General features: G+C 70.6%; 23 protein-coding genes. 15 read left to right on the top strand and 8 right to left on the bottom strand.

The window, feature by feature from the left end; translation table 11 throughout:
- Nucleotides 1-87 precede the first annotated feature (87 nt).
- The 7 genes from AC1DTW_RS09505 (at nt 88) to kynA (ending at nt 7,445) form a co-directional block, all read left to right on the top strand.
- The gene (locus AC1DTW_RS09505; protein ID WP_477980811.1) at nt 88-1,317 is read left to right on the top strand and encodes an aspartate aminotransferase family protein; all 1,230 of its coding nucleotides are present in this window, start codon (nt 88-90) and stop codon (nt 1,315-1,317) included.
- A complete protein-coding gene (gene argF / locus AC1DTW_RS09500; RefSeq protein WP_477980810.1) occupies nt 1,314-2,246 on the top strand; it encodes an ornithine carbamoyltransferase in 933 nt (310 codons plus the stop codon). Before AC1DTW_RS09505 ends, argF begins: the two co-directional genes overlap by 4 nt.
- A gap of 34 nt (nt 2,247-2,280) precedes the next feature.
- A complete protein-coding gene (locus AC1DTW_RS09495) occupies nt 2,281-3,024 on the top strand; it encodes a metallophosphoesterase family protein (protein WP_477980808.1) in 744 nt (247 codons plus the stop codon).
- Nucleotides 3,014-4,513: a serine/threonine protein kinase gene (locus AC1DTW_RS09490; RefSeq protein ID WP_477980807.1), complete on the top strand. Its 1,500-nt coding sequence runs from the start codon at nt 3,014-3,016 to the stop codon at nt 4,511-4,513. Before AC1DTW_RS09495 ends, AC1DTW_RS09490 begins: the two co-directional genes overlap by 11 nt.
- Nucleotides 4,514-4,586: 73 nt before the next feature.
- Entirely contained in the window at nt 4,587-5,219 is a 633-nt protein-coding gene (kynB, locus tag AC1DTW_RS09485; protein WP_477980806.1) for an arylformamidase, read from the top strand.
- Entirely contained in the window at nt 5,216-6,592 is a 1,377-nt protein-coding gene (gene kynU / locus AC1DTW_RS09480; protein WP_477980805.1) for a kynureninase, read from the top strand. The genes kynB and kynU overlap by 4 nt, the downstream gene beginning before the upstream one ends.
- A 10-nt stretch (nt 6,593-6,602) precedes the next feature.
- Nucleotides 6,603-7,445: a tryptophan 2,3-dioxygenase gene (kynA, locus tag AC1DTW_RS09475; RefSeq protein WP_477980804.1), complete on the top strand. Its 843-nt coding sequence runs from the start codon at nt 6,603-6,605 to the stop codon at nt 7,443-7,445.
- A gap of 30 nt (nt 7,446-7,475) precedes the next feature.
- On the opposite strand, the gene AC1DTW_RS09470 is transcribed toward kynA, so the two are convergent.
- Nucleotides 7,476-7,922, bottom strand: a complete 447-nt coding sequence (locus AC1DTW_RS09470; protein WP_477980803.1) for a carboxypeptidase regulatory-like domain-containing protein — start codon at nt 7,920-7,922, stop codon at nt 7,476-7,478.
- Nucleotides 7,923-7,940: 18 nt separating this feature from the next.
- Entirely contained in the window at nt 7,941-9,455 is a 1,515-nt protein-coding gene (locus AC1DTW_RS09465) for a Do family serine endopeptidase (RefSeq protein WP_477980802.1), read from the bottom strand.
- Between the two features lie 163 nt (nt 9,456-9,618).
- Between AC1DTW_RS09465 and AC1DTW_RS09460 the strand changes: the two genes are divergently transcribed.
- Nucleotides 9,619-10,341, top strand: coding sequence for an aspartate/glutamate racemase family protein (locus tag AC1DTW_RS09460; RefSeq protein ID WP_477980801.1), 723 nt, complete (start codon nt 9,619-9,621; stop codon nt 10,339-10,341).
- On the opposite strand, the gene AC1DTW_RS09455 is transcribed toward AC1DTW_RS09460, so the two are convergent.
- Entirely contained in the window at nt 10,325-11,080 is a 756-nt protein-coding gene (locus AC1DTW_RS09455; RefSeq protein ID WP_477980800.1) for a DUF3047 domain-containing protein, read from the bottom strand. The genes AC1DTW_RS09460 and AC1DTW_RS09455 overlap by 17 nt on opposite strands.
- 143 nt (nt 11,081-11,223) lie before the next feature.
- On the opposite strand from AC1DTW_RS09455, the gene AC1DTW_RS09450 reads away from it, so the two are divergent.
- Complete coding sequence (locus AC1DTW_RS09450) at nt 11,224-11,961, top strand: cyclic nucleotide-binding domain-containing protein (protein ID WP_477980799.1); 738 nt, start codon at nt 11,224-11,226, stop codon at nt 11,959-11,961.
- On the opposite strand, the gene AC1DTW_RS09445 is transcribed toward AC1DTW_RS09450, so the two are convergent.
- The 3 genes from AC1DTW_RS09445 to AC1DTW_RS09435 all read right to left on the bottom strand — a co-directional run bounded on the left by AC1DTW_RS09445 (nt 11,928) and on the right by AC1DTW_RS09435 (nt 14,543).
- Nucleotides 11,928-12,359 carry a hypothetical protein gene (locus AC1DTW_RS09445; RefSeq protein ID WP_477980798.1) on the bottom strand — a complete coding sequence of 144 codons (432 nt, stop codon included), beginning with the start codon at nt 12,357-12,359 and terminating at the stop codon, nt 11,928-11,930. The genes AC1DTW_RS09450 and AC1DTW_RS09445 overlap by 34 nt on opposite strands.
- Nucleotides 12,356-13,762 (bottom strand): ATP-binding protein, encoded by a 1,407-nt coding sequence (locus AC1DTW_RS09440; protein ID WP_477980797.1) that lies wholly within the window; start codon nt 13,760-13,762, stop codon nt 12,356-12,358. Before AC1DTW_RS09440 ends, AC1DTW_RS09445 begins: the two co-directional genes overlap by 4 nt.
- 79 nt (nt 13,763-13,841) lie before the next feature.
- The gene (locus tag AC1DTW_RS09435; protein WP_477980796.1) at nt 13,842-14,543 is read right to left on the bottom strand and encodes a response regulator; all 702 of its coding nucleotides are present in this window, start codon (nt 14,541-14,543) and stop codon (nt 13,842-13,844) included.
- A 41-nt stretch (nt 14,544-14,584) separates the two neighbouring features.
- On the opposite strand from AC1DTW_RS09435, the gene AC1DTW_RS09430 reads away from it, so the two are divergent.
- Together AC1DTW_RS09430 and AC1DTW_RS09425 are read left to right on the top strand one after the other, a co-directional pair.
- Complete coding sequence (locus AC1DTW_RS09430; protein WP_477981059.1) at nt 14,585-15,967, top strand: TAXI family TRAP transporter solute-binding subunit; 1,383 nt, start codon at nt 14,585-14,587, stop codon at nt 15,965-15,967.
- Nucleotides 15,964-17,373 (top strand): NAD(P)/FAD-dependent oxidoreductase, encoded by a 1,410-nt coding sequence (locus AC1DTW_RS09425; RefSeq protein WP_477980795.1) that lies wholly within the window; start codon nt 15,964-15,966, stop codon nt 17,371-17,373. The genes AC1DTW_RS09430 and AC1DTW_RS09425 overlap by 4 nt, the downstream gene beginning before the upstream one ends.
- Here AC1DTW_RS09425 and AC1DTW_RS09420 read toward each other — a convergent pair.
- On the bottom strand, nt 17,304-17,945 hold the full coding sequence (locus AC1DTW_RS09420; protein ID WP_477980794.1) for a hypothetical protein: 642 nt from the start codon (nt 17,943-17,945) through the stop codon (nt 17,304-17,306). The genes AC1DTW_RS09425 and AC1DTW_RS09420 overlap by 70 nt on opposite strands.
- A 220-nt stretch (nt 17,946-18,165) precedes the next feature.
- On the opposite strand from AC1DTW_RS09420, the gene AC1DTW_RS09415 reads away from it, so the two are divergent.
- The 4 genes from AC1DTW_RS09415 (at nt 18,166) to AC1DTW_RS09400 (ending at nt 21,772) form a co-directional block, all read left to right on the top strand.
- Nucleotides 18,166-19,989, top strand: a complete 1,824-nt coding sequence (locus AC1DTW_RS09415; RefSeq protein WP_477980793.1) for an aminopeptidase P family protein — start codon at nt 18,166-18,168, stop codon at nt 19,987-19,989.
- 146 nt (nt 19,990-20,135) lie between these two features.
- Nucleotides 20,136-20,318, top strand: coding sequence for a hypothetical protein (locus AC1DTW_RS09410; RefSeq protein ID WP_477980792.1), 183 nt, complete (start codon nt 20,136-20,138; stop codon nt 20,316-20,318).
- A 125-nt stretch (nt 20,319-20,443) separates the two neighbouring features.
- Nucleotides 20,444-21,400, top strand: coding sequence for an ROK family protein (locus AC1DTW_RS09405; protein WP_477980791.1), 957 nt, complete (start codon nt 20,444-20,446; stop codon nt 21,398-21,400).
- 147 nt (nt 21,401-21,547) lie between these two features.
- The gene (locus tag AC1DTW_RS09400) at nt 21,548-21,772 is read left to right on the top strand and encodes a hypothetical protein (protein ID WP_477980790.1); all 225 of its coding nucleotides are present in this window, start codon (nt 21,548-21,550) and stop codon (nt 21,770-21,772) included.
- 34 nt (nt 21,773-21,806) lie between these two features.
- Here the strand turns inward: AC1DTW_RS09400 and AC1DTW_RS09395 are convergent.
- A partial coding sequence (locus AC1DTW_RS09395; RefSeq protein WP_477980789.1) for a zinc-dependent metalloprotease occupies nt 21,807-24,430 on the bottom strand: 2,624 nt, incomplete at its 5' end.

Genomic DNA, 24,430 nt, shown 5'->3' with positions numbered 1-24,430 from the left:
TTAGAATTCATCGCGAGCGGGGTGCTGGCCGTTTCTCGATGGCGCGCAGCCCCGCTCATTCTTTTCTCCCCTCGGAGTGACACTTTGATGAATGCCCCGGACAAGCTGCCCGCCGCCCCCGAACCCCACGTGATGAAGACCTACGGCCGACTGCCGCTGGCGCTCTCGCATGGCCGAGGCTGCTGGGTCTGGGACACCGACGGCAAGAAGTACCTCGACGGGCTCGGCGGCATCGCCGTCAACACCCTGGGGCACGCGCACCCGAAGCTGGTGCCGGCGCTGCAGGAGCAGATCGGCAAGCTGATCCACAGCTCGAACTACTACCTCGTGCCGTTGCAGGAGAAGCTCGCCGCCAAGCTGTGCGAGCTGTCGGGCCTGACGAATGTGTTCTTCTGCAGCACCGGCCTGGAGGCGAACGAAGCGGCGCTGAAGATCGCGCGCAAGTACGGCCATGACAAGGGCATCGAACGCCCGGAGATCGTCGTCTACGAGGCCGCGTTCCACGGCCGCTCGATCGCGACGCTGTCGGCCACCGGCAACCCGAAGGTGCAGGCCGGTTTCGGCCCGCTGGTCGAAGGCTTCGTGCGCGTCCCGCTGAACGACGCGGCAGCGATCGAGAAGGTGGCCGCGACGAACCCGAACGTCGTCGCGGTGTTCCTCGAAGTGATCCAGGGCGAAGGCGGCATCCGGCCGGCGACGATCGCGTACCTGCAGGAGGTTCGCCGCATCTGCGACGCGAACGGCTGGCTGCTGATGCTCGACGAAGTGCAGTGCGGCATGGGGCGCACCGGCAAGTGGTTCGCACACCAGTGGGCCGGCATCCGCCCCGACGTGATGCCGCTCGCGAAGGGCCTCGGCTCCGGCGTGCCGGTCGGCGCGATCGTCTGCGGCCCGAAGGCGGCCGACGTGTTCGGACCCGGCAACCACGGCACGACCTTCGGCGGCAACCCGCTCGCGATGCGCGCCGGTGTCGAGACGATCCGCATCATGGAAGAAGAAGGCCTGCTCGCGAATGCGGCGAGCGTCGGCGCGGCGCTGAAGGCCGGCCTCGAGCGCGAGCTCGCGGGCGTTCCCGGCGTCGCCGAGATCCGCGGCCAGGGCCTGATGCTCGGCATCGAACTCGATCGCCCGTGCGGCGATATCCTCGGCCGCGCCGCGGCCGCCGGGCTGATGCTCAGCGTGACCGCCGACAAGGTGATCCGCCTCGTGCCGCCGCTGATCCTGAGCCCGGACGAGGCCGCGCAGATCGTCGCGATCCTCGCGCCGCTGATCAAGACGTTCCTCGCCGAACCCCTTTCGAAACCCACGCCGACATGAAGCCCGGCATGAGCCTGATCAAACACTACCTGCAGTTCAAGGACTTCCGCGCCGAGGAGTACACGTACCTGTTCGAGCGCGCCGCGACGATCAAGAAGCGCTTCAAGAACTACGAGAAATACACGCCGCTGGTCGACCGCACGCTGGCGATGATCTTCGAGAAGGCGAGCACGCGCACCCGCGTCAGCTTCGAGGCGGGGATGTACCAGCTCGGCGGCTCGGTCGTGAACCTGACGACCGGCGACAGCCAGCTCGGCCGCGCCGAGCCGGTCGAGGACAGCGCGCGCGTGATCAGCCGGATGGTCGACATCGTGATGATCCGCACCTTCGAGCAGACCAAGATCGAGGCCTTCGCGGCGAACTCGCGCGTGCCGGTGATCAACGGCCTGACGAACGAGTACCACCCGTGCCAGATCCTGGCCGACATCTTCACGTTCATCGAGCACCGCGGCAGCATCCAGGGCAAGGTCGTCGCGTGGGTCGGCGACGGCAACAACATGGCCAACACCTGGCTGCAGGCCGCCGACCTGCTCGGCTTCACGCTGCACGTCAGCACGCCAAGCGGCTACGAGATCGATCCCTTGCTGGCCGGCGTGAAGAACCCCGCCTGCGTGAAGACCTTCAATCATCCGATGGACGCCTGCGCCGGCGCCCACCTGGTCACGACCGACGTCTGGACCAGCATGGGCTTCGAGGCCGAGAACGAGGCTCGCATGAAGGCCTTCGTCGACTGGTGCGTCGATGCCGACATGATGGCCGCGGCGCAGCCCGATGCCCTCTTCATGCACTGCCTGCCGGCGCATCGCGGCGAGGAGGTCGACGCCGAGGTGATCGACGGCCCCCAGTCGGTCGTCTGGGACGAGGCCGAGAACCGGCTGCATGCGCAGAAGGCACTGATGGAGTATTTGGTGCTCGGGCGCATCGGCTGAGAGCCCGAGCGGCCGAGCGACAAGAGGCAGGCCGATGAAGCTGGCGCTGATCGCCGACCTGCACGCCAACCGCGAGGCCGTCGAAGCGGTGCTGGCGCATGCGCTCGGCCAGGGCGCGCAGCGCTTCGCGTTTCTCGGCGACTTCGTCGGCTATGGCGCCGACCCGGGTTGGGTCGTCGAGCGCGTGCGCGACCACATCGCCCGGGGCGCGATCGCGGTCAAGGGCAACCACGACGAGGCGGCCGTGCGCGGCCCACGGCCGAGCATGGTCGCCGACGCGCGGCTCGTCGTCGAATGGACGCGTTCGCGGCTCTCGCCGGAGCAGCTCGACTTCCTCGCGGCGCTGCCGATGTCGCTGAGCGACGGCGAGCTGCTTTTCGTGCACGCGAATGCCCACACGCCCGCCGACTGGGAGTACATCGTCGGGCAGGCCGAGGCCGTGCGCAGCCTGCAGGCGAGCAAGCGCCGCTTCACGTTCTGCGGCCATGTGCACGAGCCGCGGCTCTTCCACCTGACCGGCACCGGCAAGTCCGGCAGCTTCGTGCCGGTGCCGGGCGTGCCGATCCCGCTGTCGCCGCAGCGCCGCTGGCTCGCGATCCCCGGCTCGTGCGGCCAGCCGCGCGACGGCAATCCGGCCGCGTGCTATGCCATCTTCGAGATCGATTCGGCCACGCTGACCTTTCACCGCGTGCCCTACGACCACGAGACCGCCGCCGCCAAGGTGCGCGCCGCCGGTTTGCCCGAGTCGCTCGCCGCGCGCCTGATCGATGGTCACTGACGAGCCCGCCAGCCGCAGCGCGCCGCTCGAGCCAGGCCAGGTCATCGACGGCTTCCGCCTCGAGGAGCGCACGCACCGGGGCGGGATGGCGCAGCTGTGGCGCGTCACGCGGATCGACTCGACCGACCCGCTGCCGCTGCCGCTGCCGCTGATCATGAAAGTGCCGCGCATCATGGGCGGCGACGACCCGACGACGATCGTCGGCTTCGAGGTCGAGCAGATGATCCTGCCGGCGCTCAATGGCCCGCATGTGCCGCGCTACGTCGCGCACGGCGACTTCACGCGCCAGCCCTACATCGTGATGGAGCGCATCGCCGGCGACTCGCTGAAAGCGCGCTTCGATGCCGCGCCGCTGCCGCTGGCCGAGATCGCGCTGATCGCCACGCGGGTCGCCACGGCCTTGCACGAGCTGCATCGCCAGCGCGTGATCCACCTCGACGTGAAGCCGAGCAACATCATGTTCCGCGCGCCCACCGATGGCAGCGCGCTCGGCGACGCGGTGCTGATCGACTTCGGCCTGTCGCGCCACGACGACCTGCCCGATCTGCTCGAAGAGGAATTCGAGTTGCCGATGGGCACCGGGCCCTACATGTCGCCCGAGCAGATCCAGTTCGTCCGCAACGACCCGCGCAGCGACCTCTTCGCGCTCGGCGCGATGCTCTACCACCTGACCACCGGCATGCGGCCGTTCGGCGCACCGAGCAGCGTTCGCGGCCTGCGCCAGCGCCTGTACCGCGATCCGGTGCCGCCGCGCACGCTGCGGCCCGACTGCCCGCCGTGGCTGCAGGAGCTGATCCTGCGCTGTCTCGAGGTCAAGCCGGAGCGCCGCCACCAGAGTGCGGCGCAGCTCGCGTTCGACCTGCAGCACCCCGACCAGGTCGCGCTCACCGAACGGGCGACGCGCACGGCACGCAATGGCGCGCTGCAACGGGCCCGGCGCTGGTTCGCCGCGATCGGCGCCGAGCCGGCCACCGATGCCGGCGCCGTCGCGCAGACCGAGCGCAGCCCGATCGTGATGGCCGCCATCGACGTCGCCGGTGCCGAGCCGCGGCTGCTCGACGCGGTGCGCACCGCCGTGCAGCGGCTGCTGCACACCGAGCCCGGTGCGCGGCTGGCCTGCGTCACGGTGATGAAGACGAACCGCATCGGGATGGACGACCTGCTCGACGAAGACGGCGGCAGCCGGCACGTGAACCTGCTGGTGCAGCTCAAGCACTGGGCCCGGCCGGTGCAGCAGGCACGCGCCGCCGCCGGCGGCGAAGGTTCGGAGGGCCGTGCGACCTGCCACGTGCTCGAGGCACCCGACGTGGCGACGGCGATCATCGACTACGCGCGCAAGAACCAGGTCGACCATATCGTGATGGGCGCGCGCAGCAGCGGCAGCTTCAGGCGCCACCTCGGCAGCGTCTCGGCCCGGGTCGCCGCCGAGGCCGAGTGCAGCGTGACCGTGGTGCGCGTGGCCGCGGCTCGCGGCGACGCCCTCGACTGAGCTGCACGCCGACGGTCGGTGTGCGAAAAAACCGACACCACGCCCGATTCGCCGGTGCTACCTTCGCTTCGCCATGACGACTGCCAAGCTCTGGGACATCTCCCCGCCGATCGCACCCGACTCGCCGCTGTTCCCCGGCGACACCGGCTACTCGCAGCAATGGACCGCGCAGATCGCCCCCGGCTGCCCGGTCAACCTGAGCGCGATCACGATGTCGCCGCACATCGGCGCGCATGCCGATGCGCCGCTGCACTACGGGCCCGGTGCGCCGACGATCGGCGCGGTCGATCTCGCGCCGTACCTCGGCCCGTGCCGCGTGATCCATGCGATCGATTGCGGGCCGCTGGTGTGCCCAGCGCATCTCGCCCACGCGGCCGACCGGCTACCGCCGCGCGTGCTGGTGCGCACCTGCCGGAAGGCACCGACGCAATGGTCGCCCGAGTTCTCGGCCTTCGCGCCCGAGACGATCGCGTGGCTCGCGTCGCTCGGCGTGCGCCTGGTCGGTATCGACAGCCAGTCGGTCGACCCGGCCGACAGCAAGACGCTGGAAAGCCACTCGCTGCTGTTGCGGCACGACCTGCGCGTGCTGGAGAACCTCGTGCTCGACGAGGTGCCCGCGGGCGACTACGAACTGATCGCCCTGCCGTTGAAACTGACGCTGGCCGACGCCTCGCCGGTGCGCGCGATCCTGCGAGAACTGCCATGACGACGACCCGACAAGACTGCGCCGCGCTCGACGCCGCCGACACCCTCGCCTCGCTGCGCGACGAGTTCCTGCTGCCCGACGGCGTGATCTACCTCGACGGCAATTCGCTCGGCGTGCTGCCGAAGGCCGCGCCGGCGCGCATCGCGCAAGTCGTGCAGCGTGAATGGGGCAACGACCTGATCCGCAGCTGGAACACCGCCGGCTGGATCGACCTCGCGCAGCGCATCGGCGACAAGATCGCCAGGCTGGTCGGCGCCGGCCCCGGCGAGCTGATCGTCGGCGACTCGACCTCGGTGAACCTGTACAAGGCGCTGAAGTCGGCGGTCGCGCTGGGCGGGGCGTCGGCGGCGCGCCGCTGCATCGTCTCCGAGCGCAGCAACTTCCCGACCGATCTGTACATCGCCGACAGCGTCGCGCGCGAGCATGGCCTGGTGCTGAAGCTGGTCGATGCGGACGAGATTCCCGCACACCTGAACGACGAGCTCGCGATCCTGATGCTGACGCAGGTCAACTACCGTACCGGGCGTGTCCACGACATCGCGCCGATCACGCAGGCGGCCCACGCTGCCGGTGCGCTCGTGATCTGGGATCTCTGCCATTCCGCCGGCGCGCTGCCGGTCGATCTACGGCTCGCCGACGCCGACTTCGCGGTCGGCTGCGGCTACAAGTACCTGAACGGCGGCCCGGGCGCGCCGGCCTTCGTCTGGGCGCACCCGCGCCACACGGCCCGCATGGATCGCGAGCAGCTGCGCCAGCCGCTTTCGGGCTGGCTCGGCCACGCGGCGCCGTTCGCGTTCACGACCGACTACCGGCCGGCGTCGGGCATTCAGCGCTTCGTCTGCGGCACGCCGCCGGTGCTGTCGATGGCGGCGCTCGAATGCGGTGTCGATGTGTTCCTGAAGGCCGAGGCGCACGGCGGCATGGCGGCGCTGCGGCGCAAGTCGACCGCGCTCACGGCGCTGTTCATCGAGCTCGTCGAAGCGCGCTGCAAAGACCAGGGCCTGGCGCTCGTGACGCCGCGCGACGCGGCGCTGCGCGGCAGCCAGGTCAGCTTCGCGCATCCGAGTGGCTACGCGATCATGCAGGCCCTCATCGCGCGGGAGGTCATCGGCGACTTCCGCGCCGGTGCGATGGGACCCCCGGCGCGGAGTACCACGCCACCCCCCGAGGGGGTGCGGGCCCGCTTGGGGCGGCCCGGCGCTGGGCCCGCCGACGCCGTCGACGTCGACTCCGCGGACCTGCTGCGCTTCGGCTTCACGCCGCTGTACACGCGCTTCGTCGACGTGTGGGACGCGGCAGATCACCTGAGCGGGGTGCTGGCCGGCGGCGAATGGCGCGAAGCCCGCTTCAACCAGCGCGCCGCGGTCACCTGAGCACACGGCCATGACCGACCCAACCGAAAAGATCGTCGCCGACGAAGGCGCGCAGCTCGACTTCTCGAAGGACATGAGCTACAGCGACTACCTGCACCTCGACGAGATCCTGAACGCGCAGCATCCGCTTTCGCCGTCGCACAACGAGATGCTCTTCATCGTGCAGCACCAGACCACCGAGCTGTGGATGAAGCTGCTGCTGCACGAGCTGACGGCCGCGGTGAAGTGCGTCGCGAGCGACGAGCTCGGGAGCGCGTTCAAGATGCTCGCGCGCGTCAGCAAGATCATGGAGCAGTTGGTTCACGCATGGGACGTGCTCGCGACGATGACGCCGCCGGAGTACTCGGCGATCCGGCCCTACCTCAGCAACAGCAGCGGCTTTCAGAGCGCGCAGTACCGCTGCATCGAGTTCATGCTCGGCAACAAGAATGCCGCGATGCTGAAGCCGCATGCGCATCGGCCCGACCTGCTCGCGCGCGTCGAGGCAGCGTGGCGGGCGCCGTCGCTGTACGACGAATCGCTGCGCCTGCTCGCGCGGCGCGGCCTGCCGGTTCCGGCCTCGCACCTCGAGCGCGACTGGACCCAGCCCTACGTGTCGAGCGACGCCGTCGAGCAGGCCTGGCTGGTCGCCTACCGCGACCCCGAAGCGCACTGGGACCTCTACCAGCTCGGCGAGGAACTCACCGACCTCGAAGATGCCTTCCGGCTCTGGCGCTTCCGCCATGTCACGACGGTCGAGCGCGTGATCGGCTTCAAGCGCGGCACCGGCGGCACCTCGGGCGTCGGCTACCTGCGCAAGATGCTCGACGTCGTGCTGTTCCCCGAAATCTGGAAGCTGCGCACCGATCTGTGATCGGGCTTCGGCGCGCCCGCTTCGTCTGACTCAGTCGACGTCCTTCGGGAACACGAACGTGGTCTTCGCGTGGCCGCTGTCGGTCACATGCACGACGTGTTCGGCCAGGCTGCGGCCCTTCAGCGTGGCCGAGATGCGGTAGTCGCCCGCCGGCAGGTGCACCAGCATGAACGGGCCGTCGGCTTGCTCGTCGAGCACCAGCTGCCCCTTCGTGTCGGTGATCCTGACGCGTGCGTCGGCGGTGTACTCGTCGCGCGCGCCGGCGTTCTCGAACAGCTGTACCACCAGCGGGTAGCGCTTGAACGCCGCCTGGAAGCGTTCGGCCTCGCCCGCGCCGATGCCGCCCGACAAGTACGACGCAACGCCCGCCCGGCGCTCCGGCGGCAGCTGGCCGTCGGCCGCGCCGGCTGGCAGCGCGATCACCGCACCGAGGAGCGCTGCAAAGGCGGCGCCGCCGCGCTGGAAGATCCTGCTCATGACTCGCTCCTTCGCCAATCAGCCGAGGTTCACCGGCACGAAGATCTTGTCGCCATCGCGCTGCACGAGCAGCGCAACGCTCTTCGGCTTGCCTTGCAGCACCTGCTTGACCTGATCGACCGATTGCACCGGCCGGCCGTTGATGGCGAGCAGCACGTCGCCCGGCTGGATGCCCGCCGCCTCGGCCGCGCCGCTGACGTTTTCGATCACCAAGCCCTGCTCGACCTTCGCCTCCTTGCGCTCGTCGCGCGTCAGCGGCCGCATCGCGAGGCCGAGCTGGCCGGGCTGCGCGCCGTCCTCGGCCTCGGCGAGCTGCGTGCGCGCGTCGGTGCCGCCGAGCTTGACCTCGACGTCCCGCGCCGTGCGGTCGCGCCAGACCTTCAGCTTGACCTTGTCGCCCGGCGCCGACAGGCCGATCAGGCTCGACAGCTCGCCCGAACGCACGACCGGCTGACCGTTGACCTCGGTGACCACGTCGCCCGACTTGAGCCCGGCCGCTGCCGCCGCGCTGTTCGGCGCCACGTTCGCGATCAGCGCGCCATCCGGCCGCTTCAGGCCGAACGATTCGGAGAGCGACTGGTTCAGATCCTGGATCGTCACGCCGAGCCGCGCGTGCGAGGCCTTGCCGGTTGCGACGATCTGGTCCTTCACCTTCATCGCGACATTGATCGGGATCGAGAACGACAGGCCCTGGAAGCCGCCGCTCTGCGAGTAGATCTGCGCGTTGATGCCGACCACCGTGCCGCTGCCGTCGAACAGCGGCCCGCCGGAGTTGCCGGGGTTCACGGCCGCATCGGTCTGGATGAACGGGATCACCGTGTTGTCGCCGGGCAGCGAGCGGCCCTTCGCACTGACGATGCCCTGCGTCGCGGTCTGCTCCAGACCGTACGGCGCGCCGATCGCGAGCACCGGGTCGCCGACCTCGAGGTTGCGCGCGTCGCCGATCCGCACGGTCGGCAGATCCTTCGCGTTGATGCGCAGCACGGCAATGTCGGTGCTCGGGTCCGAGCCCAGCACCTTCGCGGTGAACTCGCGGCGGTCGCTGAGCTTGACGGTCACGTCCTTCGCTTCGCGCACGACGTGCGCGTTGGTCAGGATCAGCCCGTCGGCGCTGATGATGAAGCCCGAGCCCATGCCCTTGAACGGCACCTGCCCACCCTGGCGGCCGCGCTGCTGAAAGCCCGGCATGCCACGGAAGAAGCGGAAGAACGGGTCGTCTTCCAGTCCGGGCGGCAAGCCACCCTGCTCCTGCGCCGTGGCCTGGTGCATGCCGGCGACCGTGACGCCGACGACCGCGGGGCCGAAGGTCTTCACGATCGCGCGGTAGTTCGGCACGTTCTGCGCCGCGAGCATCGGCACCGGTGGCGGCGCGGAGATGTCGGACACGGCCTTGTAGGCCGAGGCCGAGTTCTGCGACTCCTGCGTGACGGCGGGCTTGCCCTTCAGCCAGCCCGGCAAATCGATCGCGCCGGCCGTTCCGACGGCCAGCACACCCGCGGCGGCCAGCGCCGCGCTCAGGGGTTTGAGTTTCATGTTCGCTCCTTGCTCGGACAGCATCGCGGAACATTCCGCATGCGAGCAAAGATAGGGGCGCCCGGTTAGGGCTGGGTTAGCGCCGGGTTAAGCGAAGGTTAAGAAGGCCGGGCGATGGCCTATGCTTTGGAGGCCCTTCGTGCCAGCCCTCGAGCGAGTTCCGATGAAGCCCACCCACCTGCAGCACATCGGCATCGTCGCCTGCTCCGCTGAAGGCGCCGCACTGTGCTATCGCACGATCTGCGCCGAGGGCGCACGCTGGCTCGGCGCGCATGCGCATCCCGAGATCTCGCTGCACACGCACTCGCTCGCCGACTACGTGGCTTGCCTCGAACGCGGCGACTGGGAGGGTGTCGGTGCGCTGATGCTGTCGTCCGCCGCCAAGCTCGCGAAGACCGGCGCCGACTTCCTGATCTGCCCCGACAACACGATCCATCAGGCGCTGCCGCAGATCGAAGCGCGCTCGCCGCTGCCGTGGTTGCACATCGCCGAGGTCGTCGCCGCGGAAGCGCTCGCGCGCGGCTTTCGGCGCCTCGCCGTGACGGGCACGCGCTGGCTCGTCGACAGCGAGGTCTACCCCGAGAAGCTCGGCGCCGTCGGGCTGCAGTACCTGCGCCCGCACGACGCCGAACGCGACGAGGTCGATCGCATCATCATGGACGAGCTCGTCGCCGGCGTCTTCAAGCCCGCGTCGATCGCAAGCTTCCGGCGCGTGATCGCGCGGATGCGCGACGCGGGCTGCGATGCGGTCGTGCTCGGCTGCACCGAGATCCCGTTGATCATCGACGACGCGAACTCGCCATTGCCGACTCTCGACTCGACCCGCCTGCTGGCACGCGCCGCGCTGCGGCGTGCCGCCGGGCCGACGATCAAGGCGTCAGCGTGATGTCGCCGAAGTACGACAGGCCGTGGCCGTGCGTGTTGTCGGCGTCGGCCTGCACCGCGACGCCGGTGACGTCGGGCGTCTTGCCCTCGGATTCGTCGCCGAACACGCGCTGGTAATCGGTGACCAGGTCGCGCTTCTGTGCGATCCACTGCCGCAGCTTCGACGCGCCGCTCTGCAGCACGATGTAGCGGATGCGCTTCGTGAACGGGCTCGCGAGCGAGGTGTCGATCGCGAGCTTGTTGTCCCAGACGTAGCACAGCGTCTCGGTCGGCACGTCCTGGCCGGTGCTGGAGCGCGCCAGCGCGAGCTTGGTGCGCTCGCCGAACGGGAGCTTGCTGCCGTCGAAGCCGAAGAACACGCACAGCTTGGCCGCCGAATCGTCGCCGCCGCGGGCCTTGAGGTCGGCCTCCTCGAGCAGCTTGTCGACGCGCCAGCGCCAGGCCAGCACGGCGCGTTCGCTGACCGGCACGCGCATCGCGTGCACGAGGTTGCCGTAGGACTCGTCGGACTCGACCTTCAGCACACGCGTGCCGGCGAGATCGGCGATCGTGTACTTCGTCGGCACCTTGTTCGGCAGGGTCGCGAACTTCCAGGCCGCCGGCGGTTCGCCCACCGCGGCGCTCGAGAACGGCGCGATCGCCGCGCTGGCCGCGCCCGCCGAAGCCGGGTCGTCGGCGGCGCGCGCCGTCAGGCCGCCGGCGGGGCCGAACGCGAAGGCGACGAGCGCCGCAGCACTCACGAGACGGTGGGGGGTACGGAGGTGGCGCATCGCCGCAGTTGTACCCGAGATTGACCGATTCGTGCGAGCCGACCGCACAATGTCGAACCAGTGATCAAAAGCAACGCGGGCCGTGCCGCCCGTTCACCGAGAGGGCCGCTGTCTTGTTTGCAGACCTGATTTCCGAGGCCGGCCGCTATGGCGCGCAGGCGGTGGAGTCGCCGAGTGAGATGCTGGCGGTGCTCTCCGTCGTCGTGGCCGGCGCGTTCGTGCTCGTCAGCAGTTTCGTGAAGACGATGATCCCGCTGCGCTGGCTCGCGATCGGCAGCAACATCGGTTTCGTCGCCTACGGCGCGCTGCACCCCTCGTACCCGATGCTGCTGCTGCACGCGGCGCTGCTGCCGATCAACCTGTACCGCCTCGGCGAGATGGTGCGGCTGACGCGGCGCGTCAAGGCGGTGCGGATCCAGGGTGAGATGTCGGCCGTCTGGCTGCGGCCCTACATGCGCAGCAAGCGCATGCGCGCCGGCAGCGTGCTGTTCAAGCAGGGCGACATCGGCGACCGGCTCTACCTGCTGGCCGACGGCCGGATCGAGCTGGTCGAGATCGGCGGCAGCATCGGCCCCGGGCAGATCTTCGGCGAGCTCGCGTTCTTCTCGCCCGACCGGCGCCGGCGCCTGACGGCGCGCTGCGCCGAAGACAGCACGGTGCTGTCGATCGACGAGAGCACGGTGAAGCAGCTCTATTACCAGAACCCGGCCTTCGGCTTCAAGATGATCGAGCTGGTCGCGGCGCGCTTCTCGGCCGACGTCGGCCGGCTCACCGCCGAATTGCTGGCGGCGCGCACCGAAAACGCCGGCGCGCGCGATCAGCCGGCGGCCAGCGCCGACGTGACCGACTGAACGGCTTCCTTCAGCTTGGTCTTGCCCAGATCCTGGCACTGCTCGCGGCTCAGGCCGGGTATCGCGTCGAACGCGGTCGCCGACTTGATCGGCGCGTAGATGACCTTGCGGCCCTGCATCGGCAGCAGCACGACCGGCAGCAGCATCGCGCGCGCCGTCACGACACAGGTCTTGCCCTCGTTGAAGCCGCCGGTCACCTCGCTGACGAAGCGGAACTTCTTCGTCGGATAGAGCTTGGCGACACGCGCCGACATGTTGTCTTTCCAGATCTTCTCGGCAATCTCGGGGTCGATCAGGAAATTCGCCGACTTGTCGACGCTGATGGGTTTCGGGGGCGCGGCGAACGCGCTCGTCGCCAACATCAGTGTGACCGCCAGACTCGCAACGCCAGGTTTCATGAATCGCCTCGGGGAGAAGTGTCGTGATGGGAAATGGCGCCGGCCGGCGCCACGGCCGCTAGTGTAGGCAGAGCCGGCGCCGGCGGCGTCGTTTTCTCTGTGGAGGCCGGCCCGAAGCCGACCGCCACGCGCAGCCCGCCGAGCGGCGACTCGCTCAGCGACACCGTCGCGCCATGCCGCTCGGCCACGCTGCGCACGATCGCCAGGCCCAGCCCGCTGCCGGCCTCGCCGCCGGCCGCATGCCGGTAGAAGCGATCGAACACCCGGGCGCGCTCCTCGACCGGAATGCCCGGCCCGGCATCGTCGACGCACAGCCGCGCTGCGCCGCCCGGGCGCGACACACGCAGCTCCACGCGCGAGCCGTGCGGCGAATAGCGCACGGCGTTGTCGACGAGGTTGCGCGCCAGTACCGCCAGCGCCGCGGCATCGCCGCGCATGGGCACCGGCGCATCGGCGAAGAGCGCCATCGTCGTCCCGCGCGAACGCGCGAATGGCACGGTCTCGGCCACCGCGGCGCGCACGACCTCGCCCAGCTCGAGGTCGACCGGTTGGGCCAGCGACGCACCGGGCTCGGTGCGGGCCAGCGCCAGCAGCTGCTCGACCAGCCGCGCCGCGCGGTCGATGCCGGCGTTCAGCGCCTGCGCGGCCTGCGCGCGCGCCGCGTCGTCGGGCGCGCGCTGCAGCAGCTGCATCTGCAGCTTCAGCGCCGTCAGCGGCGAACGCAGCTCGTGCGCCGCGTCGGCGACGAACGCGCGCTGCACGCCGAGCGAGGCATCGAGTCGCTGCAGCAGGCCGTTCAGTGCGCCGACGAGCGGCGCGACCTCGTCGGGCAAGCCGACCGTCGGCAAAGGCTGCAGCGACTGCTCGTCGCGCGTGCGCACGCCGTCGGCCACGCGCCGCAGCGGCGCCAGCGTGCGCGCCGCAAGCCACCAGAAGACGAGCGCCATCGCCGGCGCGATGAAGAGCAGCGGCGCGACACTGCGCAGCGCCGCGCCGGCCGCGAGGCTCTGCCGGATCTGCAGCGGCTGCGCGACCTGGATCACGCGGTCGCGCGTCGCGACACTGAACGTGCGCCAGGTCTTGCCCCGCACGGTGACGTCGGCCAGGCCGAGCAGCGCGCGCGTCGGCAGGTCGTTGCGCAGGCGCGGCGGGTAGATGATGCGGCCGTCCTCGGTCCAGATCTGCACGACGAAGTCGAGCTGCTCGTCGGCCAGCGTGCTCGCCTGCGCCGGCGCGATCTCGCCCTGGTCGCGCAGCGAGAACGCCATCTGGCGCAGCTGGTAGTCGAACAGCGCCTCGGTCTCGGCCAGCACGTTGCGATAGGTCACCGCACCCATCACGACGGCCGTGACGACGAGCATCCCGAGCACCGACAGCAGCACCCGGACGCGGATCGAGTTCATTTCGGCACCGCCCGAGCGCCGGGCCGCCCCAAGTAGGGCGGTGCCCCCTCGGGGGGCAGGAGCGTAGCGACGTGGGGGCTCATGGTTTGGGCGGTTCGCCGCCGACGAAATAGCCGACACCGCGGATGTTCTGGATGAAATCGGCGCCGAGCTTGCGGCGCAGCTGGTGGATGTAGACCGAGACCGCGTTGCTCTCGATCTCCTCGCCCCAGCCGTAGAGCCGGTCCTCGAGCTGCGCACGCGAGAGCAGCGCGCCGGGCCGCAGCATCAAGGCCTCGAGCACCGCGAACTCGCGCGCCGAGAGCAGCACCGGCACGCCGCCGCGCGTGACCTGGCGCGTCGCGGGGTCGAGCGTGACGCTGCCGAACGCCAGCGCCGGCTCGGCCCGCCCGCTGTGCCGGCGCGACACGGCGCGGATGCGCGCGGCGAGCTCGTCGAGCTCGAATGGCTTGACGAGGTAGTCGTCGGCGCCGGCGTCGAGGCCGGCGACCTTGTCGCCCGGGCCGTCGCGCGCGGTCAGCACGATCACCGGCGTCGCGTCGTGCCGCGCGCGCAGCGCGTGCAGCAGTTCGAGGCCGCCGCCGGCGCGCGTCTCGGCGCCCGGCGCGCCGCTCGCCGGCAGGCCCAGGTCGAGCAGCACGAGGTCGAAGTGTTCGCTCGCGAGCGTGGCCTGCGCCGCGGCCAGGTCGCGCACCCAGTCGACCGCGTGGCCCTCGAGGCGCAGCGCGCCGCGCAGGCTCTCGCCGATCATCCGGTCGTCTTCCACCAGCAGCAGTCGCATCCGAAAAGCATACCCCGCATACCCGATGTATCGTGCCGACCATGCCTGCGACGCTGCGCCACACCCTGCTCTCGTTCCGCGACCTGCTCGCGACCTTCGGCCCGTTCATCGTGCTGGCGCTGGCGCTGCTCGCCCTCGCCTACTGGGTGCTCGATCCGACGCCGCCGAAGAAGGTCGTCCTCGCGACCGGCGCCGAGCAAGGCGCATACGCCGAGTTCGGCAAGCGCTATGCGCAGATCCTGAAGGGCTATGGCATCGCGGTCGAGCTGCGCACGACCGCCGGCGCGGCCGAGAACCTGCGTCTCCTCCACGACCCGAACTCGGGCGTCGACATCGCGTTCGTGCAAGGCGGCGCCGGCGACCGCCAGCGCAAGGAGGCTGATTCGCTCGCGCCGGCCGACGGCGACGACGAAGAGGCCGGGCTGGTGTCGCTCGGCAGCCTGTTCTACGAGCCGGTCTGGCTGTTCTACCGCATCGATTCTGCGCAACGCCTGCTGCACACGCCGACGCTGACGAGCCTGTCGCAGCTGCCCGGCTGGCGCCTGAACATCGGCGCGAAAGGCAGCGGCGCGCCCAACCTGATGCGCAAGCTGATCGAGGCGAACCGGATCGACGCGAAGAGCCTGACGCTGGTGCGCAAGGCGCAGACGCCAGCCACCGTCGACCTGCTCGCCGGCGACATCGACGCGCTGGTGTTCGCGTCGGCGCCCGAGGCGCTGATCGTGCAGATGCTGCTGCAGACGCCGGGCATCGCGCTCTATGACTTCGCCCAGGCCGACGCCTACTCGCGCCAGTTCCCGTTCCTCGCGCCGGTGGTGCTGCCGCGCGGCGTGGTCGACCTGGCCAGCGACGTGCCGCCGCGCGACGTGCACCTGCTCGCGCCGACGGCCACGCTGCTGGCACGCGCCAACACGCATCCGGCGCTGCTGCAGCTGTTCATCCAGGCGGCGCAGCAGGTGCATGGTGGCGCCGGCTGGTTCCAGCGCAAGGGCGACTTCCCGAAGGCCAGCGGAACCGAGCAGCCGCTCGCGAAGGAGGCCGAGCGCTTCTACGCCAACGGCACGCCGGTGCTGCAGCGCTACCTGCCGTTCTGGCTGGCGAACCTGGTCGAGCGCATGTGGCCGGTGCTGGTCTCGATCATCGCGATCCTGATCCCGCTCTCGCGGATGCTGCCGCCGCTGTACCAGTTCCGCATCCGCTCGCGCATCTTCCGCTGGTACGCGCAGCTGCGCGAGGTCGAAGACGCGGTCGGCAAGCGGCCGCCGGCCGAGCTGCTGCACGACCTGGACGCGATCGAGGCGCGCGTCGAGGGCGTGACCGTGCCACTGAGCTATGCCGACGAGCTGTACTCGCTGCGCAGCCACATCCAGATGGTCGGCAACCGGTTGCGCGCGATGGGCCAGGCCTCGGAGATCAGCGCATGAGCGCCGCGGGATCGACCGGCGCACTCGTCGCTCGAGGGGCCGCCGTCCCTCGGGTCGTGATCATCGGCTGCGGCTTCGGCGGCATCGAGGCGGTGCGCAGCCTGTCGAAGGCGCAGGTCGAGATCACGTTGATCGACCGCACGAATCACCATCTCTTCCAACCGCTGCTGTACCAGGTCGCCACCGCGGGCCTGTCGGCGCCGGCGGTCAGCGCGCCGATCCGCCACACGCTGCGGCGCGAGATGCGGCGCGGCAACCTGACGATCCTGCAGGCCGAGGCGATCGGCATCGATGTCGCCGCGCAGCGCGTGCTGCTCGACGGCGATCGCGACGACGCCGACGCGCTGCCCTATGACCACCTGATCGTCGCCGCCGGGGCGACCCACAGCTATTTCGGCCACGACGACTGGGCCCGCTTCGCGCCGGGGCTGAAGACGCTCGACGACGCATTCAAGATCCGCGCACGCGTGATCGGCGCATTCGAGCGCGCCGAGCGCCTGACCGACGCGGCCGAGCGCGAGCCGTGGATGACCTTCGTCGTGATCGGCGCCGGGCCGACCGGCGTCGAGATGGCCGGCACGATGACCGAGATCGCGCAGCACACGCTGCCGCAGGAGTTCCGGCGCATCGACTCGACCCACACGCGCGTCGTGCTGATGGAAGGCTCCGAGCGCGTGCTCGGCGCGTTCGTGCCCGAGCTCTCGCGGCGCGCGCGCGAGCAGCTCGCCCGGCTCGGCGTCGACGTGCGCACCGGCTGCAAGGTGACCGGCATCGATGCCGATGGCGTCGACTACGAGACGCGCGAGGGCGAAACCGTGACGCAGCACCGCCTGCCGAGCAAGACCGTGATCTGGGCCGCCGGCGTCGCCGGCTCGCGCCTCGGCCGGGAGCTCGCCGCGAGCGCCGGCGCGACGCTCGACCGCGCCGGCCGCGTGCTCGTCGGGCCCGACCTGTGCCTGCCCGGGCATCCCGAGATCGCGGTGATCGGCGACCTGGCCTCGGCGATGAGCCACCCGGTCGATCCAGCGCGCGGCAAGCCGACGCCGGTCCCCGGTGTGAGCCCGGCCGCGAAGCAGATGGGCCGCGCGACCGCGGCCAACCTGCTGCGGCGTCTGCGCGGCGAACCGACGCTTCCGTTCCGCTACGTCGACTACGGCAACCTCGCGACCGTGGGCCGCAAGGCTGCGGTCGTCGACCTGACCGTGCCGTGGTTCGGTGCGCTGCGCTTCTCCGGCCTCTTCGCCTGGCTGTTCTGGCTTTTTGCGCACATCTACTTCCTGATCGGCTTCCGCAATCGGCTGACCGTGATGCTCGACTGGGCCTGGGCCTACTGGACCTACGAGCGCTCCGCGCGTGTCGTGGCCGAGCCGCCGGCCGCGGCACAGCCCGCGACGCCGCCGGGCTGACACCGGCCGGTGATCGCGGCCAGCACCGCGACCGCCGTCAGCGTCGCCAGCGGCAACGCCAGCCAGCCGCCGAGCGGTGCCAGTGCGATCGCCAGCACCGCAAGAAAGCTGCTGCGCACGAGCAGGCCGTCGAGGTAGCCACGCACGAACGGACAGATCGAGGCGTCAGGCGCGAGCCGCGGCACGAATCGCCGCGCCAGGCCGACCGCCGCAAAGGCCAGCGCCAGCGTCGGCGCCAGGTCGTGTCCGAGCGCGCCGCTGAGATGGGCGATCAGCAGTGCGCCGACGCCGCCGAACAGCAGCGCCAGCGGCGTGCCGAGCGGACGCCGCGCGACGCCATAGAGCAGCACCAGGGAGGCGGTCAACCCAGTGGCATGCAGCCCCGCGACGGCAGCCGCCGTGGCGATGATCGGGCTGGGGTCGACCGAGAGGGTGAAGAGCGCCGGCGCGCAGAGCACCGGCAAGGCAGCGAGCAATCCGGCCGCGCGCTGACCGCGTCGGCGGAGAACCCACACGATGGCGAAGATGACGGCGCCGTTCGCCAGGCCGCGCCAGACGAGTTCAGCCGCCATCGCGCCTCCTCGCCCTGCGGGCAACGGCGATGACGCTGATCAGGCTGGAACTGAAACGCAGGGCGGTGGTTTGGATATGGCAGTTCATGATGGGCTCCTTGTGGATGAAGATCGAGGGCGCACGCGTCCTCATCGGGCAATACGGGGCGCGACGCGACCACCGGACACGCCCCTAGAATCTTCTGTCGGCACAACCGACCCCCATTTCCGGAGCCACACCATGGACACCCGCACCTCCACGCACCGCCTGCGCATCGAGCGCGTCCGCGACGAACTGAAGCGCCACAGACTGGCCGCGGTGCTGGTGCCATCGAGCGATCCGCACCTGTCCGAGTACCTGCCCGAGCGCTGGCAAGGACGGCAGTGGCTCTCGGGCTTCACCGGCTCGATGGGCACGCTCGTCGTCACGCTGGATACCACCGTCGTGTTCGCCGACAGCCGCTACTGGGTGCAGGCCGAAGCCGAGCTCGCGGGCACTGGCACCGAGCTCGTGAAGATCGCGACCGGTGGCGCGACCGATCACGTCGACTGGCTCGCGAAGCACGTGCCGCGCGGCGCGACCGTCGGCGTCGATGGCAGCGTGCTCGGGCTCGCCGCTGCGCAACTGCTGCAGGCGACGCTCGCGCAGGCCGGCGTTCTGCTGCGCACCGACTTCGACGCGCTCGCCGCGGTCTGGCCCGAGCGCCCGGGCCTGCCCGGCGCGGCGGTCTACGAGCACCTCGCGCCGCATGCGCCGCTGGCGCGTGCCGACAAGCTCGCGCAGGTGCGCTCGGGCGTCGCGCGGCTCGGGGCGACGCACCACTTCATCTCGACGGTCGACGACATCGCCTGGCTGTTCAACCTGCGCGGCGCCGACGTCAACTTCAACCCGGTGTTCCTCGCCCACGCGCTGCTCGATGCGAGCGGCGTGACCCTGTTCGTCGGCGACGGCAAGGTCGGCGCTGCGCTGCAGGCCGCACTCGCGCGCGACCGCGTGAACATCGCGCCGTACGATCGCGCCGCTGCAGCGCTGGCCGCGCTGCCTCCCGACGCGGTGCTGGCGCTCGACCCGAAGCGGGTGACCTTCGGGCTGCGCTCGCAGGTCAAGGTTCGCGTCCTCGAGGCGATCAACCCGAGCACGCTGCTGAAGAGCCGCAAGAGCGCCGCCGAGGCCGCGCACGTGCGCGACGCGATGGCGCAGGACGGCGCCGCGATGTGCGAGTTCTATGCCTGGTTCGAGGCCGCGCTGGGCCGCGAGCGCATCACCGAGCTGACGATCGACGAGAAGCTCAGCGCCGCGCGCGCGAAGCGCCCCGGCTTCAAGGGCCTGAGCTTCAACACGATCGCCGCGTTCAACGCGAACGGCGCGATGCCGCACTATCACGCGACGCCCGAGTCGCATGCCGTGATCGAGGTGAAGCCCGGCGAGGGCGGCCTGCTGCTGATCGACTCCGGCGGCCAGTACCTCGGCGGCACGACCGACATCACGCGCGTCTGGCCGATCGGCTCGATCACCGAGCAGCATCGCCGCGACTACACGCTGGTGCTGAAGGGTACGCTGGCGCTGAGCCGCACGCGCTTTCCGCGCGGCACGCTGGCGCCGATGCTCGACGCGATCGCGCGCGCGCCGTTGTGGGCGCATGGGCTCGACTACGGCCACGGCACCGGCCACGGCGTCGGTTACTTCCTGAACGTGCACGAGGGGCCACAGAGCATCTCGAAGGTCGTGCCCGACGCGCACATGGCGATGCAGCCCGGCATGATCACCAGCATCGAGCCCGGGCTGTACCGGCCGGGGCGCTGGGGCATCCGGATCGAGAACCTGGTGCTGAACGTGCCGGCGGCGGGGCTGGGCGGCGATGGCAACACCGAGTTCGGCGAGTTCCTCGAGTTCGAGACGCTGACGCTCTGCCCGATCGACACGCGCTGCATCGAACGCGCGCTGCTGCGCACCGACGAGGTCGAGTGGCTCAATGCCTACCACGCGACGGTGCGCGCGCGGCTCGCGCCGCTGGTCGACGGCGCCGCGCTGGCGTGGCTGATGACGCGCACCGAAGCGATCTGAGCTCGCACGCGGCGCTGCCCATCGGCGCCCCGTGCAGTTCATCCGCGCGGCAACGCGGTTCATCGCAGACCGGTTCGCGCGGCCGCGATCGGCCCCTAGAGTTCGTTCCATCGCACCCCGAAGCGCAACGAACCCGGAGCCCCGCCATGATCAGCCGCCTCACCGCCCTCGCCGCGACCTTCGCGATCCTCACGACCGGCTCGCTGACCTACGCGGCGAGCACGCACCTCGCAACGCACTCGGCGCCGAGTGCCGCCAAGCAGGTGCGCGTCGTGCAGCTCGATCGCGTCGTGATCACCGCGAAGCGCGCCGACAGCGCCGGCCGCTGAACCTCGACTCGCGCGCCGCCCGGCCGGCGTGGCTCGTTGCCAGGTCCACGCGCCCGAGGCCCACCGGACTCCGGGCCTCGGGCGTTTTTTTGGGCGACCCGTTTCGGCTGCTACGCTTCGCAGCCATGTCTTCCCCTTCGCCCTCCCCCTCGCCTTCTCCATTCGCGATCGGCGTCGATCTCGGCGGCACCAAGATCGAAGCGATCGTGCTCGATCGCGACGGTGCGAGCCGCTGGCGCGAACGCGTGCCGACACCCGCCGGCGACTACGCCGCCACCGTCGCCGCGGTGGCAGCGCTGGTCGCGCGCGCCGAAGCGGAGCTCGGTCTGGCGGGCTGCAGCGTCGGTGTCGGCACGCCGGGCAGCGCGACCGACACCGGCCTGATCAAGAACGCGAACTCCAACTGCCTGAACGGCCGACCGCTGCAGCGCGATCTGTCCGACGCGCTCGGCCGCCCGGTGCGCATCGCGAACGATGCGAACTGCCTGGCGCTGTCCGAGGCGACCGACGGCGCTGCGGCCGGCGCGTCGACTTCGTTCTCGGTGATCCTGGGCACCGGGGTCGGCGCAGGCATCGTCGTGAACGGCGCGCTGCTGAACGGGCCGAACGGGCTGACGGGCGAATGGGGCCACAACCCGCTGCCGTGGGCGCTGGGCGAGGAACTCGTCGGCCCGCGCTGTTACTGCGGCCGGCGCGGCTGCATCGAGACCTGGCTCAGCGGTCCGGCGCTCGCGCGCGACCATGCGGCCCACAGCGGCGAGTCACTCGAGGCGTGGCAGATCGGCACGCGTGCCGCGCTGGGCGATGCCGGCTGCGAAGCGAGCCTGCGGCGCTACGAGTCGCGCCTGGCGCGCAGCCTCGCGCAGGTCATCAACGTGCTCGATCCGCAAGTGATCGTGCTCGCGGGCGGCGTCTCGGGTCTCGAGAGCCTGCTCGTCAACGTGCCGCGGCTGTGGGGGGCGTTCGTGTTCGGGGCCGGCAGCGGCACGGATCGCGACGAGCGCGTGCACACGCAGCTGGTGAAGAGCGCCCACGGCGACTCGTCGGGCGTGCGCGGCGCGGCCTGGCTCTGGCGCGACTGAGAACGACACCGCCCGAGCCTGTTTTCCTGCGCTTCGACAGCGACAAACTGCAGCCCATCGCAAGCCGCTGTCGCGCACGCGACCGGTCTCCTAGAGTTCATTCCAACGCAGCCCTCGGGCCGCGCCGAAGAACCCCAAGGAGCCTCCATGATCGACCGCACCCTCTCCGCTGCCCTCACCTTCTGCCTGCTCGCCGCCGGTGCGCTGGCGATCGACTCGGTGGTGTCCGGAACGGATCGCCGCATGGCCGCCACGACGGCAGCGCCGGTTCGCATCGTGCAGCTCGAACGCGTCGTGGTCGTCGCCAAGCGCCTCGCGCCGACGACCAAGGTGGCGCAGACCGGCGCCTCGACGGCGCCGCGCGTTCAGTGAGCCGGGCGCCCGGGCGGCAGAGAACGCCCGAACTTCAGCTCGGCCGCATCATGCGCGCCGACAGGGCTTGCGACAGCGCGTCGGCACTGTCGCGCAAATGCGCACGCGTGTCGGCCGCGAGGTTCGCGCGATGCGACGCGCCGTTCAGGCGCACCAGCAGCGCCTGCGCCTGCTCGCGCACGAGGCTGCGCGCATCGGCGCGGCCGGCGCTGCCGGGGCGCAGCAGCATCGCCGAGATGCGGTTCAGGTGCTCGCGCTGCAGTGCCCGGCGCGGCGCCAGGATGTCGATCGTGCGCCCGGTGTCGAAGCCGCCGAGCTCGCTCCAGATGTCGCCGCCCAGGCGCGCGTAGAGATCGGCGAGCTGCAGCGCATCGGCGCGCTGCGCGGCCTTGCCCTGGCTGTCGATGATGCGCGCCGCGACCTCGTCGCCCATGAGCTGGTTCAGCAGCGCGCGCTGCACGCCGAGCAGGCGTTCCGGCACCGAGAATTCGGTGACGACCGGCGCGCCGCCGCGTTCGAGCGCATCGACGCGCTCCTGGAAGTCGGGCGCGAGGCGGCGCTGCAGCGCCGGCGAGACGATCAGGCTGTCGGCCGCGAACAGGCCGCGCGAGATCTGGTCGAGCGCGTCGCGCTGGACCGCGGCCGGCACCGGCTGCAGCGGGTCGCGGCCCGAGCCGGGGAAGTCGCGCAAGGTGCGCACGCCGCCGATCTGGCGTGCCAGCACGCCGACCGAACGCGCGACGTCGTTGACCGCATAGTTCAGCGAGCGGCGCAGCACCGCGTAGTCGCGGTCCGGCGCGAGCGCACGCGTCTCCTGGCGGTTGAACAGGTCGCGCGCGATCGCGAGCCGCTTGCGCGCGAACGCGAGCGGGTCGCTGCCGAGGTCGAACTGCAGCGCGTCGGGGTCGATGCCGAGGTAGTTGTCCTCGTCGGTGCCGAACGCGAGCGCGGGCTCGGTGTTGCGCGCGGCGATGCGTTCCAGCGCGGTCTTCTCGTCGGCCGCGGCGAGCGGCTTGTAGGCGTATTCGATCGCCCAGTAGTCATAGGGCCCGAGCGTGGTCTGGAACGGCGCGACGGGCTTCGCGCCGGGGCTCGCGAGGTTGACCGGCGCGTACTCCATCACCGAGCCGGTCAGCGCGTGCGTGCTCGTGTACTCGGGGTCGGAGAGCTGCTGGTCGGTGAGCGCGCGCGAGGCACGGAAGTTGTGCCGCAGCCCGAGCGTGTGGCCGACCTCGTGCATCGTCACGTCCTTAAGGTAGGCGAGCACGAAGGCCTGCGCTTCGGGGCTGTCGGGATCGAGATCGCCGCGCGCGGCGAGCACGTCGAGCGCGTAGCTGAGCTGATCGGCGGCCTGCTCGGCGTTGATGCAGGCGTGCGCGTCGTAGGCCTCGTCGCTCGCGGCGCCGCCGAACTGCATCAGCTTCGCGATGTCGGCCGTGCTGCCGTTCAGGATCTGCGCACGCGAGGCGCGGATCGAGCGCGACGACAGGCTCTCGATGCCGATGTTCGCGGCCAGGATCTCGCCGCTGCGCGGATCGACATGGCTGGGCCCGATCGCACCGAAGCTCGGTGAGGCGTTCGTCAGCCAGCGCACCGAGGCGCCGCCGTCGAGCGTGTCGAAATCGGCGTCATCGGGCTGGATCTTGACCTGGATCGCGTCCTTGAAGCCGATGCGCTCGAAGGCCTTGTTCCATTCGAGGATGCCGGCGCTGATCGTGTCGCGGTACTTCAGCGGGATCGTGCGGTCGAGCCAGTAGGCGATCGGCCTGACCGGCTCCGACAGCGCGGCCGCCGGGTCCTTCTTCTCGAGCCGCCAGCGGTTCACGTTGCGCACGATCGGCGTGTGGTTCAGGTCGTCGCTGAAGTCCCAGTGCGAGGCGGTGAAGTAGCCGATGCGCGCGTCCGCGGCGCGCGCCGCCATCGGCCGGGCCGGCAGCGGCGCGATCGTGTAGTGGGCGGTGACGAACAGGCTGCGCGGGTCGGGCAGCGTGGCCGGCACCATCGGCGCCGGCGCGCCGGGCGGTGTGTTCGGCTGGCGCGCCGCGATCGAGCCGGTCGCGAAATGCTGCAGCACCTCGAGTACCACGCCTTCGGGCTTGACGCGCACCGCGGTGATCGCCGAGTTGCGCCCGTCGAAGGCGTAGCCCTGGCGGTAGCTGCGCTGCAGCTGCATGCCGATGCCCAGCATGTCGTTGACGAACAGCGCGTTCGCGTCGACCAGCACCGACTTGCGTTCGGGCTGCGGCTGGCTCGCGACCGGCGTGCTCGCGAGCAGGCTGGGCGAGAACGCGGCGGCCACCGCGCGGCCTTCGGGCGTGCCGGCGCGCGCGGTGTACTCGGTGTTGCGCGCGATCATCTGCACCTGGTTGTGGACCCGCCGGAACTCGATCACGTGCTCGTCGTCCATCCGCCCGCTGTAGACCCGCGCCTCGCCGATGCCGGTCGCGATCTTCGGCGACAGGAAGAACGGCTTGTCGAAGTCTTCGGGCTTCAGCTCGATCCAGACCCTTTCATCCTTCTGGTACAGCGTGAACAGCCCGTCGGTCTTCTTCGCGTCGCGGATCACCGCCGCGAACGCCTGCGGGCTGCCCGGTGGCGGCATCGCCGGCTGCGGGGTGCCCGGCGGCACGCCCGAGGCGGCGGGCACCGGGGCAGCCG

This window comes from Rhizobacter sp. P5_A1 (assembly GCF_056400745.1).
This window is presented reverse-complemented; position numbering and strand designations above follow the sequence as displayed.